This is a genomic window from Leptolyngbya subtilissima AS-A7 (assembly GCF_039962255.1).
Taxonomy (GTDB): domain Bacteria; phylum Cyanobacteriota; class Cyanobacteriia; order Phormidesmidales; family Phormidesmidaceae; genus Nodosilinea.
This window is the reverse complement of sequence record NZ_JAMPKY010000003.1, coordinates 205,570-218,742: the sequence shown is the minus strand read 5'-3', so window position 1 is coordinate 218,742 and position 13,173 is coordinate 205,570. Positions and strand designations below refer to the sequence as shown.

Here is a 13,173-nt window from a genome sequence, read left to right as displayed (position 1 = left end):
CCTGTTGTCTGCCAAAAATTTGGGTCGCCAGCTGTCGGATCGGTGGCTATGGCGAGGGGTGAGTTTTGAGCTAGTGGCTGGCGACTGCGTCGGTTTGGTGGCCCCTTCTGGCGTGGGCAAAACCCTGCTGATGCGCAACCTGGCGCTGCTCGACCCGTTGCAGCAGGGAGAAGTTAGGTTTGAGGGCAAAACTCCTGTCGAGTGGGGGGTACCCACCTACCGCAGCCGCGTGATGATTGTGCCGCAGCGAGCGATCGCCCTCGATGGCACCGTGCAAGACAATCTCAAGCAGGTGTTTGATCTCGGCATTTATAACCAGCGCCGCTTTGAGCCCACCATCATTCAAACTTGGCTAGAGAAACTGGGCCGCGGTCCAGAGTTTCTGCAGTTGCAAGGCTCTCGGCTCTCTGGCGGCGAGGCCCAAATTTTGGCGCTGCTGCGCGCGTTGCAGCTCAATCCCCAGGTGCTGCTGCTGGACGAGTCTACGGCTTCTCTGGATGCAGCCACCACCACCAAAGTAGAAGCCCTGCTGCACGACTGGCTCCAGTCTCCCCACCGCGCCTGCATTCTCACCAGTCACGACACCGAGCAAATTCGCCGGATCACCTACCGCCAGCTCAATCTGGGAGATTTTGTCTAAGCAGGTCTAGGATGTCAGGCCTAGCCCCGTACCCTACACCTGACACCCTAGCGCCCTTTGAATAAATGACCCATGGAAACGAATTACATTGCCATTAGCTACGGGCAGCTAGCACTGTCGGCCCTATTGATTGTGGTGAATGTGGTGCTGTCGACGGCGCTGCGGCTGGGGTTGGGCCAGTCGCTGCTGACAGCGGCCCTACGCATGGTGGTGCAGCTGTTGCTGATTGGCTTTGTGTTGGAGTGGCTGTTTACCCAAGACAATGCCCTGGTCATTTTGGCGATCGCGCTGGTGATGACGGCGATCGCAGGTATCGCCGCTGTTAACCGCACCCAGCGCCGCTTTGTGGGCGTCTACTGGCACAGCCTGCTGTCGGTGCTGGCCTCTTCCTCGCTGGTGACGGGCTTCGCGATGGTCGGCATTATTCGAGTGCAGCCCTGGTACGACCCGCAGTACCTGATCCCGTTACTGGGCATGGTGCTGGGCAACACTCTCAACGGCATTTCCCTAGGACTAGACCGCTTTATGGAAGGGCTGGTGACCCAGCGCGACCAGGTCGAAACCCTACTGGCCCTAGGGGCCACCCGTTGGGAAGCCGCCCATCCCCAGGTGCGCAACGCCATTCGCGTCGGCATGATACCCACCATCAACTCGATGATGGTGATGGGCTTAGTCAGTCTGCCGGGCATGATGACAGGCCAAATTTTGGCTGGGGCCAACCCCATCGACGCCGTGCGCTACCAGATCGTGATTATATTTATGATCGCCGCCGGAGCCGCCCTGGGGATCTTTGGCGTAGTGCTGTTGGCCTATCGCCGCCTGCTCAGCCCCGATCACCAGCTCCGGCTCGACTATATAGAAAAAGCTAAGCAGTAGCCACTAGAGGCGAGCGCCCTAATGGGCGCTCAATTGCCAAAACTGCCCTATCAACGGCAAGACCACCCACAATCTCCGATTTAGAACACCGTTAAACCTTACCTATCTGTAGAAGCGTTCTATGACCACACCTCTCCACGTTTTAGTCACTGGCGCCACCGGGCGCACCGGGGCGATCGCTGTCCAAAAACTTCAGCAGCGGCCAGAGCAGTTTGTGGCCAAAGGCTTTGCCCGCTCTGAGGCGAAGGTGCAAGACCTGTTTGGCACAATGGAAGGGTTTTATGTGGGGGATGTGAGCGATCGCGATCGACTCCAAGCCGCGCTGGCCGGCTGCGATGCCCTGCTGATTCTCACTAGTGCCATACCTCAAATGAAAGCTCCACCAGAGCCGGGACAGCGGCCAGAGTTCACCTACCCCGAGGGGGGAACGCCCGAACAGGTTGACTACCACGGCCAGATCAACCAGATTGAAGCCGCGAAAGCTGCCGGAGTAAAGCACATCGTTCTAGTCGGTTCCATGGGTGGCACCAATGAGCAACACCCTCTCAACCGCATGGCCAACGGCAACATTCTGATTTGGAAGCGCAAGGCAGAAGCCTATTTGATCGACTCTGGCCTCGACTACACCATCATTCGGGCGGGGGGGCTGCAAGATCAGCCGGGCGGCCAGCGAGAGCTGATTGTCGGCAAAGATGACCAGCTGCTGGCCAATCCTCCTGACGGCATTTCCACCTCCATTCCCCGCGCTGATGTGGCAGAGGTGGTGGTGCAAGCGTTGCTAGCGCCCACCGCCCGCAATAAAGCCTTTGACGTGATCTCTAAACCAGAGGGCACGCCCGGAGCTGTAGTTACCACAGATTTTGACGCTCTCTTTGCCCAAGCCACCCCAGGCCTGTAGCAAGACTCAAGCTGTGAGGTTAGACGCAGTTTCGGCCAGCTTGCGCTCACGCACAAACATAAATAGAGCAAAGCCAAAGGCAAAGGAGATCGCAAACATCAGGACAATATAAATGCCCCAAAGCCTGAGTTTCAGCCGCCGCCCCTCCGACACAATAAACGTGATCACCAGCAGCAGCGCAATGGTGAGATCGACGGCAACAAAGCTAGAGGCCGGGTTAGCCCAGACCTGCTCGATAAAGGCAGACAGGTCAAAATTTAGCAGGTTGGTGGCGGTGAACTCACCCTTGGTGGCAATGGTGAACTGAACTAGGTAGTAGTTTGTCCAGATGAAGCCGATTAGGGTCAGCGCGGCATAGATAGCTTGACGAATGAGAGTTCCGGGCATGGGTAAGACTCTGTAAGCTTGGCCTGTTCATTGTCCCAAGCGATGGCTTTAACAGGGCTGTTGGGCAAATTCTATCAACTGCCGGAGTCAGGCCGTGGGGTCTCAGACCGAATCCTGTTTGGTTATACCCAGTTTGTAGGGGCATTGCAGTGCAATGCCCCTACGAGATACCTGTTTTGAATCGGGGTTTCTTAAAGCAGATTTCGTATCAGACCTAGGCTATGTGTGCGATCGCTACTCTGAAAGGCGGCAGCGGCTAAAATCGATCTGTGGCCCGGTGGAATATTGCACTAGAGTTCGCCCAGCAGACAGAGCCGCACTGCTGGTGGCATAGGTTTCGCCATCGGTGAGGCTCGATAGCTCAGGCGTTATCACCCAGCAGCAGAAGCCCGTCGAATGCTGATAAGTTACAGCCACAAGCCAGTCAGCTAGGGCAATTAGAGTGTTGAGTTGTTCAGGTGCCATAACTAACCTCCTCCATCGGTTTGGGAGGCTTAACTACAGGAAGACCGAGTTCAGCAATATTGGACGGACTAGATAACTACCTATTGCGATCTAGGTCAATTGTACTATACTAGTTATCTGAAGACAACTGTTCTGGGGTTCAGGCGTCTTGTCCTAAAGCATTGAGGCGACTATGGCGGCAAAGAAAGGCGGAAGCAAAGAGCAAACCGAAAAGGAAAAAGCCCTCACGCTGGTGCTGGGCCAGATTGAGCGCAACTTTGGCAAAGGCTCCATCATGCGCCTAGGCGATGCTGCCCGCATGAAGGTTGAAACGATTCCTACTGGCGCACTAACCCTCGACCTAGCCCTAGGCGGCGGCCTGCCCAAGGGACGAGTCATCGAAATTTATGGCCCTGAAAGCTCGGGCAAAACCACCGTGGCCCTGCACGTACTGGCTGAAGTGCAGAAAATGGGTGGAGTCGCGGCCTTTGTGGATGCTGAGCATGCCCTCGACCCGATCTATGCCGCCGCTCTGGGTGTCAACGTCGAAGAACTGTTGGTATCCCAGCCCGATACGGGTGAAATGGGGCTTGAGGTGGTCGATCAGCTGGTGCGATCGTCCGCCATTGACGTCGTCGTGGTTGACTCCGTAGCCGCCCTAGTGCCCCGAGCTGAGATTGAAGGCGAAATGGGCGATGCTCACGTGGGCCTTCAGGCACGACTGATGAGCCAAGCTCTGCGGAAGATCACCGGCAGCATTGGCAAGTCGCAATGCACAGTCATTTTCTTGAACCAGCTGCGGCAGAAGATCGGCATCTCCTACGGCAACCCCGAAGTTACCACCGGGGGCAACGCGCTCAAGTTCTACGCCTCGGTGCGCCTCGATATTCGCCGCATTCAAACCCTGAAGAAAGGCACCGAAGAATACGGCATTCGCGCCAAGGTCAAGGTGGCTAAAAACAAGGTAGCCCCACCCTTCCGCATTGGCGAATTTGACATTCTCTTTGGCCAGGGCATCTCGACCATGGGCTGCCTAGTTGACCTAGCTGAGCAGCACGGCGTGATTGTTCGCAAAGGAGCCTGGTACAGCTACGAAGGCGACAACATCGGCCAAGGGCGTGAGAACACGATTCAGCGCCTGCAAGAGGATGCTGAGTTTGCCGCCAAGGTTGAAGCCCAGGTGAGAGAGAAACTCGAAATCGGCGGCGCGATCGCAGATATAGCCGACGTGGAGATCGAGGTCGAAGACGAAACCTACTTGGACGAGGACGAGTAAACCCGGCACTATATCCAGGCAACACTCTGGGCTGTCCTAGCTCAGACTTTACCGGCTTAGTCTAAAAAGCCCAGACTCTCAGTATTGAGGGCTGGGCTTCTTTCTTTGCGGAATCCATGCAGACGCCGGTTTGGACCCTGAGAAAGCGCTTTGGGCTCCTATTCACGCCTGGCGATCGCTAGGGCAACTGCAAGCTGTTGAAGCCATTCAACCCCTCGCCCAGGTTTTGCAGCAGCACGACAAACCCAAGCTAAAACACTTCAACCGTTCAGACCTGCTCCTTTAAGGGGGAATAAGGCCCCACTAGCCAAAGCCCTGTTATCAAGCCGTAAGCGGCCCAGCCTGAACCATGTACCAAACCCAGTAACGTCGGCGGCAGGCTCTGGCAAAGCGCTGCACACAGCGCTGCACTAACGCCGCCGCTCACCGCGCCACCGAGCAGGCTAACTGCAAGCCAGCCCCATATTTGGCGATTCCCCTGAGCTAAGACACTTCGCCCGGCACGGTGGCTCAAGATCAGCATTTGGGCGATCGCCATGCCCCAAATCATCAGCGGCACGACTACTACCACTACCCACAACCCCTCCTCCCACAGACCAAAGGTGCGCCAGAGGGCATCGGCTACCGGGGTATAAATGCCCTGCATCAGCGATTGCAGCAAGGTGCTAACGATCCAGCCCAGGGCACTGGCTAGGGGCCACCAGCGAAAGCCGCCCATGGGCCTCAATACAAACCACTGCAACGACCCCACAATGGCTCCAGTCAGAATCAAGGTGGCCATAAATTGCAGGCCATTGTTTTCTAGAAAGCCGGCAAAAAAGCCGCCCACCAGGTTGGCCAACACCCAGGCCATCAGAAATATAGCCGCCCGCGGCCTAGAGTCGATCGCTCGATTAGAGACGTTCATAGCCGTAGCCCTTGAATAATGGTGTCTAGATGAGGCTCAAACGCTTCTACCGCCGCTTCATCCGAGAAAGACCCGCTAGGGTCGCCGCTAATTACCCCAGTGACAAACACATGGATCAGGTTGCCATCGGTGGTCACATAGCCGATCCCCCGGTCAAACAATGCCCCATTGGGGTGGGTAATGGTGTAGCCGTAGCGCAGTCCTGGCAGCGAGCCAATGGCAATGTCTTGCGGCGGTTCGCTGGTAAAGGTGAGAGCCGGGTTACCAGTTTTGCGATCGCGCTCAAGGGCCAGGTAGTGATCGGCCACCCAGGCCTGTAGAAACTGCCGTCGAGACTCTTCTGTGACTGGGGAACCGCCTTGGAGATTGGCGTCGTCGAGGGAAAGGCTAAACCGTTCTACGGAGCCAATCAAATCGCCATTGGCTTCCACACACAGCAGCACCTCATTTACACAGGGCTCAACCTGCCAGTTTTCAGGAGCCGAAACCGGCCCTAAAATGTCGGCCCAGCCGGTTGTAGGGGCGATCGGTTCGGTGACGACTGCCCCGGTTTCTGGCGGTGGGTCGGGCTGGGGTGCCATCGGCGGCACCTCAGTGCAGGCGATTAAGACATTTGAGACTAAAACTATTCCAGCTAGGGCTGGACGTCGAAGCGAGAGACTCATGGTGTTTGGGGTTGAGAGCGGTTCTAGCTCGCCGCCGCTGCTTGGTACGGCGGGGCAAGGCACAGGAGTCGGGAGAAGAGGTGGTGATTGCCTTCTGACCTGAGACGACGCGTTTGAAACGGGCGAGAGCAATACCATCACGGTACTTTCGGGACACAGCGCCATTTCGCACGATGTGACAGAGTTTTGCTGTGCCTGTTCCTATGATCTCCGGTGTTTGAATACTGCTAAGAATGGTTACCAGAACTGAAACGCGCCGATCGCAGACAGCGCCGGCAGTGCCGTTGTCATTCACTCAGAGCCCGATGACTACCTCACCGATCCGGCAGGCGATCGCAGCGATCGCTTGGCCTGTGGGGTAACTGTGCCAAACCAATAGAGCTATCCTCAGCCCATCTCACGAATTGCGAAAGCGAAAGGCTAGTAGCGAAGGACGCAGGCAAAGGTAAGCGAGAGGGCCAAATAGGGGCACCCAGGCTATCAGCCAAAACAGCTGAGAGTTTGGCGTCAGCCCCCGTCGCGCCATGTCATCCTGCAATAACGTTGGATAGGGAAACAGCACACAGAATAAAACAAAGGCAATGCTCATGCCGTGGACAAAGCGATTGGTTAGAAACGCTTGAACAAAGCCAGCCCAGTCGCCCCACAAAACGGCAAAAAGCACCAGGGCGATCGCGCTGATGGTCAAAATTACACCCGTTGCGCGCGAATCGAAAATCGCCAGCCCTAGGTCTTGGCCGCCGCTAAACTCCTGATTTGGCTGACGCAGGGCCAGGTAGGGAATTAGAGCAATCACGCCAGTGGCGACCGACCCCAGCATAAACAGCCAGGCTGGAAGCGACTGCATTCTGCCGTCTGGAAAAATTAGACTGCTATAGATCAGCAGCCAAATGCCGACTAGGCTAAACATCGACAGAAGCACGGGGTTGATCAAGGGAATCTGCCCAGCTAGGAGCGATTGGAGCGGTTGAAACGCATCGGCTGGCAAAGGGGGTGCAAAAAACAGCACATAAACGATAAAGCCGAACCAGATCAGCCAGAGCGTCAACGTTCGAATCATGATGTTTAGCCTCGTTTCTTCTGTTTGATTGTTGAGGCCAATGGAGGGCAAAAACACCCACCAAAGATAGATTGATGAGCGAAACCAAACGACGGGCAGGTATTGATGTTGAAGGGCTTCTGCACCCATACACAATGCCCTAGTGCAGAGTTCCCTCAGTGCAGGATGGCTAGGACGTTGATCTCAGCTGAGTCAATTGCACCCAGACCACGCCGACCAATCGGCAAAAAACTTTAAGATAAGTAAAGACTCTACCTGTCGCTGGGAGCTTAATCCTTTCGTGCAACTTGCTCATCGTCCAACCGATGGTTGGGCTGAACATTCCTCACCAGACTCCATCGTGCTAGACACCCGCGATCTCTCCAAGGTGTATGGACGGGGCAAACAGCGGTTTGAAGCGGTGAGGCAGGTTTCATTAGCCCTGCACCAGGGAGAGGTGCTAGCCTTTTTGGGCCCCAACGGTGCCGGCAAAACTACCACCATCAAGATGATTGCTGGCCTAATTCGTCCCACCCAGGGGCAGGTTACCGTGGTCGGAGAAGACCCCCACCGCCAGCCCCGAGCACTGCGCCACATTGGTGCCGTGCTGGAGGGCAACCGCAATTTGTACTGGCGCTTAACGCCAGAAGAAAATCTGGAGTATTTTGGCGTCCTGCGGCAGGTGCCCCGCAAGGTGGCTCACCGCCGAGGACTGGAACTGCTGGCCCGGTTTGGGTTAGAGGAAAAGCGCAATACCCCGGTGCAAAAGCTCTCTCGCGGGATGCAGCAAAAGGTGGCGATCGCCGTCGCCCTGATCCACAATCCCAAGCTGCTGCTGCTGGATGAACCCACTCTGGGGCTGGACGTGGAAGCTAGCGAAATGGTCAAAGCCCTGGTGCGCCAGATTGCTCAAGAGGGCCGCGCCGTGCTGTTGACCACTCACCAGCTCGACGTGGCCGAAGAACTCTCTGACCGAGTGGCGATCATTCGTCGAGGGTGCATCATTGCCGAGCAGTCTACCGAAGCCTTACTGCGAGAATTTTCTAGCTCCACCTATCACCTGGAGGTGGAAGGCGATCTCTCCACCCAACAGATCCACACCGTGACGCAGCTGGGGGCAACGGTGCAGGGAAGGCAGATTGTCTACGCTGGCACTCCAGAAAATCTCTATGGGCTGCTGGGGGCGCTGAGCCCTCTGCCGCTGGTGTCGGTGCAGCGCGATCGCGCTGACCTCACCCAGGTATTTCTCAAACTGGTCAAAGACCAACCGGATGATTCTCCATGATCGATCTGCTGCACGCCGAACTCAAGCGCACCTGGATTCAGTTCATCCGCTACCCCACGGAGGTGATCTCTGGGATCGTCATCATCTTGGCCGTCTTCTACGGTCTGTTTACCAGTGCCCAGTACATTGCCGGGCCGGGGTTTGCCTTTGGCGATCGCCTTGATTCGGTAGTCCTCGGCTATGCCATGTGGACCCTGATTATTTCTGTCAACAACGACATTGCCATCAATCTGCAGATCGAAGCCGAAACCGGCACTCTGGAGCAGGTCTTTCTCTCCCCCTATGGGGCACCGCGAGTGTTTTTGGCCAGAGCCTTTGCCAGCCTGGCCCTGCGGTTGGTCATTCTGATCGTGGTGTTGCTGCTCTTGATGGGGCTTTCTGGCAGTCGCTTGGCATTCCCTCCCATCTTGCTGCTGCCGCTGACTTCGCTGCTGCTGGCCGGTTATGGCCTGTCTTTTTTGATGGGGGCGGCGGCGCTGGTGTTTAAGCGGGTGCAGCAAGTTTTGGGGATTTTTCAGTTTCTGCTGCTGTTTTTGCTGGCGGCCCCGCTGGAAGAATCGACCGGACTGATGCAGTATCTGCGGTTTCTGTTGCCCATGCTGCCCAGCACCGGCCTGCTGCGCGACCTCATGGCCCGAAGCCTGGGTCTAGACTGGTTTACCTACGGTCTGGCCCTGCTCAACGGGATCGTCTATTTTGCCCTGGGGCTGCTTGTTTTCCGCTGGGCCGAAGCCACTGCCAAGCAGCGGGGTTCTCTGAGCGGGTATTAGACAAATCCGAATCGCATAACCCTGGTTCATTCCCCATACCCCGTAGGGGCATTGCATGCAATGCCCCTACAAAGCGGTTAAGGAGCGACTGGGCGAATGGGACCGTTGTAGACGACTTGAAAGGTCCGGTCAGGGTTGATCAGCACCTCTGTTTCAAAGGAGAAGGTGGGGTTGCCGTTGATATCTCTATCTTCGGGGCGAAAGCCCTTGAAGGTAAACCGGAGGGAACCATCCTCGTTGACCACCACGGGGGCATTTGCCGTGGGGCCATGCATGGCGGGCTCAGCCATGTAGTTCCCCAACCCTCCATTGGCGGTCTCGGCGGCAGCGCGGGCTATGTTTCTGCCTCGCGTTAGGAAGAGTTGGTCTACTTCGCTCTGGGGCTGGGGACTGGCGGGGGCAGCGGGGGATTGGGCAGGGGTGTTGGTTGGGGAGAGGCTCACTACACTCAGGGTGAGGGCTAAAACTAACCAATATCGCATCGCAAAATCTACTCAAGGACAGGACGACAGCTCATACGGTTTCCCTAAATTACGACTACATCCCTGGAGCAGGGGCTGAGGTAGGCGACCTCTAGAGAACCCGGTAGAACAGCAGACAAAACTGCCGCAGCACCCCAACCAACTATAGCGATTCTGGGCGGAGAGCAGGACAGGTGGCGCGAACAAGCCCTAGCCCACGGAAATGAGTTATTCCCTTGGCATGTATTTCACCAAAGCTTTCATCACCTCGTGGGGTTGAAATTGCAGGGGGCGATCGCTGTTGGGAGCGCTGAGAAAGTCTGTCCACTCAAAGATTTCGGCAAAGCCGAGCTGGTGGAGGGCGACGACGATGGAACTCACAGAGCGCTTGCTGCCGATGACGAGAATTTTGACGGGTTCGCGATCGGGGTGGGGGTAGCTGTGGAGTTTGAGGGTGAGTTCGAGGTGGACTGGCTCGGAGGATTCAGGGTTGAGGATGCGGGCACTGTAGCGAGCGGTAGTGTTGGATGACATAGAAGACTCCATCAGTAGCGTCAAATTGGATGCCAAAATTATAGCGTCAGTTCTGACTGCGTCAACCCTTTAGATGCTAGAGGGAACAGCATCCTCTGGAAAGATGGAGGCATGGGAAAAGCAGGAGCCGCTCTCAAGCAAGTGCTTGAGACTTACAACATCAGCCAGTACAGCCTTGCCGCCGTGCTGGATGTTGAACGCAATAATGTCTACCGATGGGCGAATGAGAAGCGCGATCCATCAGCCGAAACAGTAGTTGAGCTTGTTAGGGCACTAAAATCTATGAACCCTGAAGCGGCTGAGGTTTTCGTCAAGCTTTATCTAGGCGATGAAATCTGACTACCAGACAATACCTGTATGGTAGGCACTACTAAACCTACTTACTAGGTCTAAAAGTCTAGGAATTTTTAAGTTTAGAGTAATGCTAATTGCTTGCCTTGTGTATCTGGCAAATAGATAAAAGATTGTGGAGCAAAGTGCAAGTTATAAGATATTAAATCTTTAGGTTTGAAATATCTAACAGTGTTCTTAATCTTGATGGCATGACCGATGCACTTTCCATCAAAATAATAGTCGTAAAAATCCTTGCTTATACCTGAATGTTGACAAGTCTTTAGCCAGAGTTCGTCAACTTTTAGAGATAAGATACAATCAATTTCAAATTCCCCGATTATCTTCTTGACTGGACTAGAGGCATAAACAACAATTTTTTTTACAGAGCTACTTTTGAAGAGCGTTTTGCGAAATTCGTACTTTTTTTCGCCAGAAAAAATCCTTTCTGCAAACTCAGGCTTAATCGACAATAAAACTATGTTCTGCATTAGCTTCCTCCAAAAGTCTGTCGAATGCTATATCGTTTAATCTCTTAAAGCCTCGCGGAGCCTCATCAATAATTCCTCGCTCCAATAGCACCTTTAAAATCGGACGCTTTGGGAAAGAATAGGCATAAAGAAAATTGACAATAAATGGGCGATTCCCAGAGTCATAGTTCCAATACTTGGCCAAGCCTGCGTCTGTGAAAACACTTCTTTTCCTACATAGCGAAATGAAGCTGGACAAATTTGGTATGTTTGTTATGACACTTTCAACTATTCCAAGAGTTGTAGCGACAGAAGTATAATGTGCCGAACCATTAAACTTGGTTCTATAAAACACAATTATATCTCCAGAGCTTAGATTTCTTTCATAAGAGCGAGATATGTAAACTTTTTGTATGGCATTTCTGTTTGGCTTATTCTCTACAAAGTTGATATGTGATTCAGTTTTTAAGATTGAGTCAGGAAAGAGTTCTGTATGGTATTCAGGGTAAATCGGAACGATAAATTTGTTTGTCGACTTTGAAATATAGGGATACGAATGCCGAGGAGTGGCTGAATTAAAAGCCTTAGACATACTTCTAGTTAGAACAACCTCTTCTCCGCTTCCCAGGCAACCTTTGATTCCATGTTGGGAAAACCCCCAATCCTCAAGCAGAAACATTAATCTTTGCTGATCAGATGTTCTATTGAAGACCGTCACATATATTTCATCAACGCAAAATAGAAGAGCATTATCGAAGGCAATCTTTAGAAATCTTTCCCCTAGCTTGAAGCCATTTAGAATTACCTTAAAAGTCCCAATCTTCAATCGTTTTTTAGGTTTAAAGGCTGGCTGAATATCATAATAGTTCTCATTAAAATCTTCTATTTTTATGTACAGGAATGCCAATAAAGCTCCTTCGTCAGATCGGCATATATATGCTGTTTCATCAGCCTTTCGATTAAACCATCTATCAAAACCTGGATAATCTTCCTTCAACGAATCAAAGAAAGAATCTTCTAAATTCATGTTGCCGAAATATTCTCTTTTGACAGAGAGGACCTGGTAATCCGCAAGCTGCGGGTTCTCAGCATTAACCTTCTCTAAAAAAGAGTCGATATTGAAGACTTTATGCGATACATCTAGTTCATCTGATTTTTTGTGGATCTTTCTGTCTTCAGTTATCAGGATGTCAATTCGATCACAAAAAACCTCTTTTAACAAAGAAGTGTCGATCCAATCATTTCTGCTTGTATCATGTTTTTTTTCGAATTTCCAGAATTTTATCAACTTCTGGTGCAAGTGTTTTGAGGAGGTTGTAATTTTTTATCTTCGCTTTTATGGTGTTAACAACTTCAGGATCTTTATGGCTCTCAAGCTCTTCAAGCGAGAGTGGATGGATGCATTTCTGATATTTAAGTTTATCAAGCCAATTGAATAAAACTCCTATTTCACTCTTTAAAACCTTTCTGGATTCTCTATGAATCAAAATATTTGTATCTAATAAAACTCTCATTTTGTTACCTTCCTTCAAGCAAATTCTTCAAAAATACATATCCCTCCTGTTTTCCCTCTTCGAGCTTGCAAAGGATATGGGGTATATTCAAGCTTTCTGCTACGATTCTGGCGTATTCAATCTCTTGTGATTGAAATCTCTCTACAAAGCTTTCACTGTATCTGACCTTGTCTCTTTGGTTTAGTCTCTTGCAGATTTCTGCTGGATCATCGTGAATAATTACTATAGCTTCAGGATTCATATCGGAGAAAATCTCGAATGGTATCTGAACTATTTTTTCGTTTGAATCCAACAAGCAAAAATGTCCATCGATTATATACCAGCTCCTCTTGTCCGTCAGCCTATTTATCGCTCTTATTAGTATGTCCTGGTTTTCAGAAATGTTCTTTACCTTCTTATTCGAGGATTCTTGCTCTATTTTTTCCTTTCGGATCAGTTCACTTGCTGAGATGTGGTTCACTGGAAAGCTTGATGTTACTTCTTGGCAAAATGTGGTTTTACCTACTCCATGAACTCCACCAATAAATACCAATTTTCTTTTTTCTTTCTCATTCATGGTTGAATCAATGAAATATTCAGTTATTTTATATTAAGTTTATTTTCCAAGCTGCCCTCAGCTTTGGTCGTGTGAGAATCTTTATCGCCGCATTCAAGCAAAGATTTGGTATTAGATGCCA

At 52.2% G+C, this 13,173-nt stretch carries 20 protein-coding genes; 9 read left to right on the top strand and 11 right to left on the bottom strand.

Annotated elements, in window-relative coordinates:
• The first annotated feature begins 4 nt into the window (after positions 1–4).
• The 3 genes from NC979_RS08375 to NC979_RS08365 all read left to right on the top strand — a co-directional run bounded on the left by NC979_RS08375 (position 5) and on the right by NC979_RS08365 (position 2,414).
• Entirely contained in the window at positions 5–640 is a 636-nt protein-coding gene (locus NC979_RS08375; RefSeq protein ID WP_242023789.1) for an ABC transporter ATP-binding protein, read from the top strand.
• Between the two features lie 72 nt (positions 641–712).
• Positions 713–1,516: an ABC transporter permease gene (locus NC979_RS08370; protein WP_190514676.1), complete on the top strand. Its 804-nt coding sequence runs from the start codon at positions 713–715 to the stop codon at positions 1,514–1,516.
• 121 nt (positions 1,517–1,637) lie between these two features.
• On the top strand, positions 1,638–2,414 hold the full coding sequence (locus NC979_RS08365; protein WP_190514675.1) for an SDR family oxidoreductase: 777 nt from the start codon (positions 1,638–1,640) through the stop codon (positions 2,412–2,414).
• Between the two features lie 6 nt (positions 2,415–2,420).
• Here the strand turns inward: NC979_RS08365 and NC979_RS08360 are convergent, their stop codons facing one another.
• Both NC979_RS08360 and NC979_RS08355 read right to left on the bottom strand, forming a co-directional pair.
• Positions 2,421–2,801 (bottom strand): DUF2834 domain-containing protein, encoded by a 381-nt coding sequence (locus NC979_RS08360; protein ID WP_190514674.1) that lies wholly within the window; start codon positions 2,799–2,801, stop codon positions 2,421–2,423.
• 234 nt (positions 2,802–3,035) lie between these two features.
• Positions 3,036–3,266 carry a hypothetical protein gene (locus NC979_RS08355; RefSeq protein ID WP_190514673.1) on the bottom strand — a complete coding sequence of 77 codons (231 nt, stop codon included), beginning with the start codon at positions 3,264–3,266 and terminating at the stop codon, positions 3,036–3,038.
• A gap of 172 nt (positions 3,267–3,438) precedes the next feature.
• On the opposite strand from NC979_RS08355, the gene recA reads away from it, so the two are divergent.
• Together recA and NC979_RS08345 are read left to right on the top strand one after the other, a co-directional pair.
• Entirely contained in the window at positions 3,439–4,521 is a 1,083-nt protein-coding gene (gene recA / locus NC979_RS08350; protein WP_190514672.1) for a recombinase RecA, read from the top strand.
• A 130-nt stretch (positions 4,522–4,651) separates the two neighbouring features.
• Positions 4,652–4,807 carry a hypothetical protein gene (locus NC979_RS08345; RefSeq protein ID WP_190514671.1) on the top strand — a complete coding sequence of 52 codons (156 nt, stop codon included), beginning with the start codon at positions 4,652–4,654 and terminating at the stop codon, positions 4,805–4,807.
• Here NC979_RS08345 and NC979_RS08340 read toward each other — a convergent pair.
• Together NC979_RS08340 and NC979_RS08335 are read right to left on the bottom strand one after the other, a co-directional pair.
• A complete protein-coding gene (locus NC979_RS08340) occupies positions 4,790–5,428 on the bottom strand; it encodes a hypothetical protein (RefSeq protein WP_190514670.1) in 639 nt (212 codons plus the stop codon). The two genes, NC979_RS08345 and NC979_RS08340, sit on opposite strands and share 18 nt — an antisense overlap.
• Positions 5,425–6,093, bottom strand: a complete 669-nt coding sequence (locus NC979_RS08335) for a hypothetical protein (protein WP_190514669.1) — start codon at positions 6,091–6,093, stop codon at positions 5,425–5,427. The genes NC979_RS08340 and NC979_RS08335 overlap by 4 nt, the downstream gene beginning before the upstream one ends.
• Before the next feature lie 259 nt (positions 6,094–6,352).
• Between NC979_RS08335 and NC979_RS08330 the strand changes: the two genes are divergently transcribed.
• Entirely contained in the window at positions 6,353–6,472 is a 120-nt protein-coding gene (locus NC979_RS08330) for a superoxide dismutase family protein (RefSeq protein ID WP_190514913.1), read from the top strand.
• A gap of 18 nt (positions 6,473–6,490) precedes the next feature.
• On the opposite strand, the gene NC979_RS08325 is transcribed toward NC979_RS08330, so the two are convergent.
• Positions 6,491–7,282, bottom strand: coding sequence for a hypothetical protein (locus tag NC979_RS08325; protein WP_431191040.1), 792 nt, complete (start codon positions 7,280–7,282; stop codon positions 6,491–6,493).
• A 151-nt stretch (positions 7,283–7,433) separates the two neighbouring features.
• Between NC979_RS08325 and NC979_RS08320 the strand changes: the two genes are divergently transcribed.
• Entirely contained in the window at positions 7,434–8,417 is a 984-nt protein-coding gene (locus NC979_RS08320; protein ID WP_431191039.1) for an ABC transporter ATP-binding protein, read from the top strand.
• Positions 8,414–9,187, top strand: coding sequence for an ABC transporter permease (locus tag NC979_RS08315; RefSeq protein WP_190514668.1), 774 nt, complete (start codon positions 8,414–8,416; stop codon positions 9,185–9,187). Before NC979_RS08320 ends, NC979_RS08315 begins: the two co-directional genes overlap by 4 nt.
• Before the next feature lie 77 nt (positions 9,188–9,264).
• On the opposite strand, the gene NC979_RS08310 is transcribed toward NC979_RS08315, so the two are convergent.
• Together NC979_RS08310 and NC979_RS08305 are read right to left on the bottom strand one after the other, a co-directional pair.
• A complete protein-coding gene (locus NC979_RS08310) occupies positions 9,265–9,669 on the bottom strand; it encodes a hypothetical protein (RefSeq protein WP_190514667.1) in 405 nt (134 codons plus the stop codon).
• Positions 9,670–9,876: 207 nt separating this feature from the next.
• Positions 9,877–10,182: a hypothetical protein gene (locus NC979_RS08305; RefSeq protein WP_190514666.1), complete on the bottom strand. Its 306-nt coding sequence runs from the start codon at positions 10,180–10,182 to the stop codon at positions 9,877–9,879.
• A gap of 111 nt (positions 10,183–10,293) precedes the next feature.
• Between NC979_RS08305 and NC979_RS08300 the strand changes: the two genes are divergently transcribed.
• Positions 10,294–10,521, top strand: coding sequence for a helix-turn-helix domain-containing protein (locus NC979_RS08300; RefSeq protein WP_190514665.1), 228 nt, complete (start codon positions 10,294–10,296; stop codon positions 10,519–10,521).
• 74 nt (positions 10,522–10,595) lie between these two features.
• Here NC979_RS08300 and NC979_RS08295 read toward each other — a convergent pair whose 3' ends face one another.
• The 4 genes from NC979_RS08295 to NC979_RS08280 are packed head-to-tail and all read right to left on the bottom strand — an operon-like array spanning position 10,596 to position 13,052.
• On the bottom strand, positions 10,596–11,003 hold the full coding sequence (locus NC979_RS08295; protein WP_190514664.1) for an ASCH domain-containing protein: 408 nt from the start codon (positions 11,001–11,003) through the stop codon (positions 10,596–10,598).
• Complete coding sequence (locus NC979_RS08290) at positions 10,975–12,204, bottom strand: PIN domain-containing protein (protein WP_199308622.1); 1,230 nt, start codon at positions 12,202–12,204, stop codon at positions 10,975–10,977. Before NC979_RS08290 ends, NC979_RS08295 begins: the two co-directional genes overlap by 29 nt.
• A 31-nt stretch (positions 12,205–12,235) precedes the next feature.
• Positions 12,236–12,496 (bottom strand): PIN domain-containing protein, encoded by a 261-nt coding sequence (locus NC979_RS08285; protein WP_199308621.1) that lies wholly within the window; start codon positions 12,494–12,496, stop codon positions 12,236–12,238.
• 4 nt (positions 12,497–12,500) lie between these two features.
• On the bottom strand, positions 12,501–13,052 hold the full coding sequence (locus NC979_RS08280; RefSeq protein WP_190514663.1) for an ATP-binding protein: 552 nt from the start codon (positions 13,050–13,052) through the stop codon (positions 12,501–12,503).
• Positions 13,053–13,173 lie beyond the last annotated feature (121 nt).

Excerpts from the sequence above, each read along its gene's own strand:
- NC979_RS08370 (WP_190514676.1), top strand. The coding sequence starts at position 713 with ATGGAAACGAATTACATTGCCATTAGCTACGGGCAGCTAGCACTGTCG.
- NC979_RS08365 (WP_190514675.1), top strand. The coding sequence starts at position 1,638 with ATGACCACACCTCTCCACGTTTTAGTCACTGGCGCCACCGGGCGCACC.
- NC979_RS08360 (WP_190514674.1), bottom strand. The coding sequence starts at position 2,801 with ATGCCCGGAACTCTCATTCGTCAAGCTATCTATGCCGCGCTGACCCTA.
- NC979_RS08355 (WP_190514673.1), bottom strand. The coding sequence starts at position 3,266 with ATGGCACCTGAACAACTCAACACTCTAATTGCCCTAGCTGACTGGCTT.
- recA (WP_190514672.1), top strand. The coding sequence starts at position 3,439 with ATGGCGGCAAAGAAAGGCGGAAGCAAAGAGCAAACCGAAAAGGAAAAA.
- NC979_RS08340 (WP_190514670.1), bottom strand. The coding sequence starts at position 5,428 with ATGAACGTCTCTAATCGAGCGATCGACTCTAGGCCGCGGGCGGCTATA.
- NC979_RS08335 (WP_190514669.1), bottom strand. The coding sequence starts at position 6,093 with ATGAGTCTCTCGCTTCGACGTCCAGCCCTAGCTGGAATAGTTTTAGTC.
- NC979_RS08325 (WP_431191040.1), bottom strand. The coding sequence starts at position 7,282 with ATGGGTGCAGAAGCCCTTCAACATCAATACCTGCCCGTCGTTTGGTTT.
- NC979_RS08315 (WP_190514668.1), top strand. The coding sequence starts at position 8,414 with ATGATCGATCTGCTGCACGCCGAACTCAAGCGCACCTGGATTCAGTTC.
- NC979_RS08310 (WP_190514667.1), bottom strand. The coding sequence starts at position 9,669 with ATGCGATATTGGTTAGTTTTAGCCCTCACCCTGAGTGTAGTGAGCCTC.
- NC979_RS08305 (WP_190514666.1), bottom strand. The coding sequence starts at position 10,182 with ATGTCATCCAACACTACCGCTCGCTACAGTGCCCGCATCCTCAACCCT.
- NC979_RS08300 (WP_190514665.1), top strand. The coding sequence starts at position 10,294 with ATGGGAAAAGCAGGAGCCGCTCTCAAGCAAGTGCTTGAGACTTACAAC.
- NC979_RS08295 (WP_190514664.1), bottom strand. The coding sequence starts at position 11,003 with ATGCAGAACATAGTTTTATTGTCGATTAAGCCTGAGTTTGCAGAAAGG.
- NC979_RS08285 (WP_199308621.1), bottom strand. The coding sequence starts at position 12,496 with ATGAGAGTTTTATTAGATACAAATATTTTGATTCATAGAGAATCCAGA.
- NC979_RS08280 (WP_190514663.1), bottom strand. The coding sequence starts at position 13,052 with ATGAATGAGAAAGAAAAAAGAAAATTGGTATTTATTGGTGGAGTTCAT.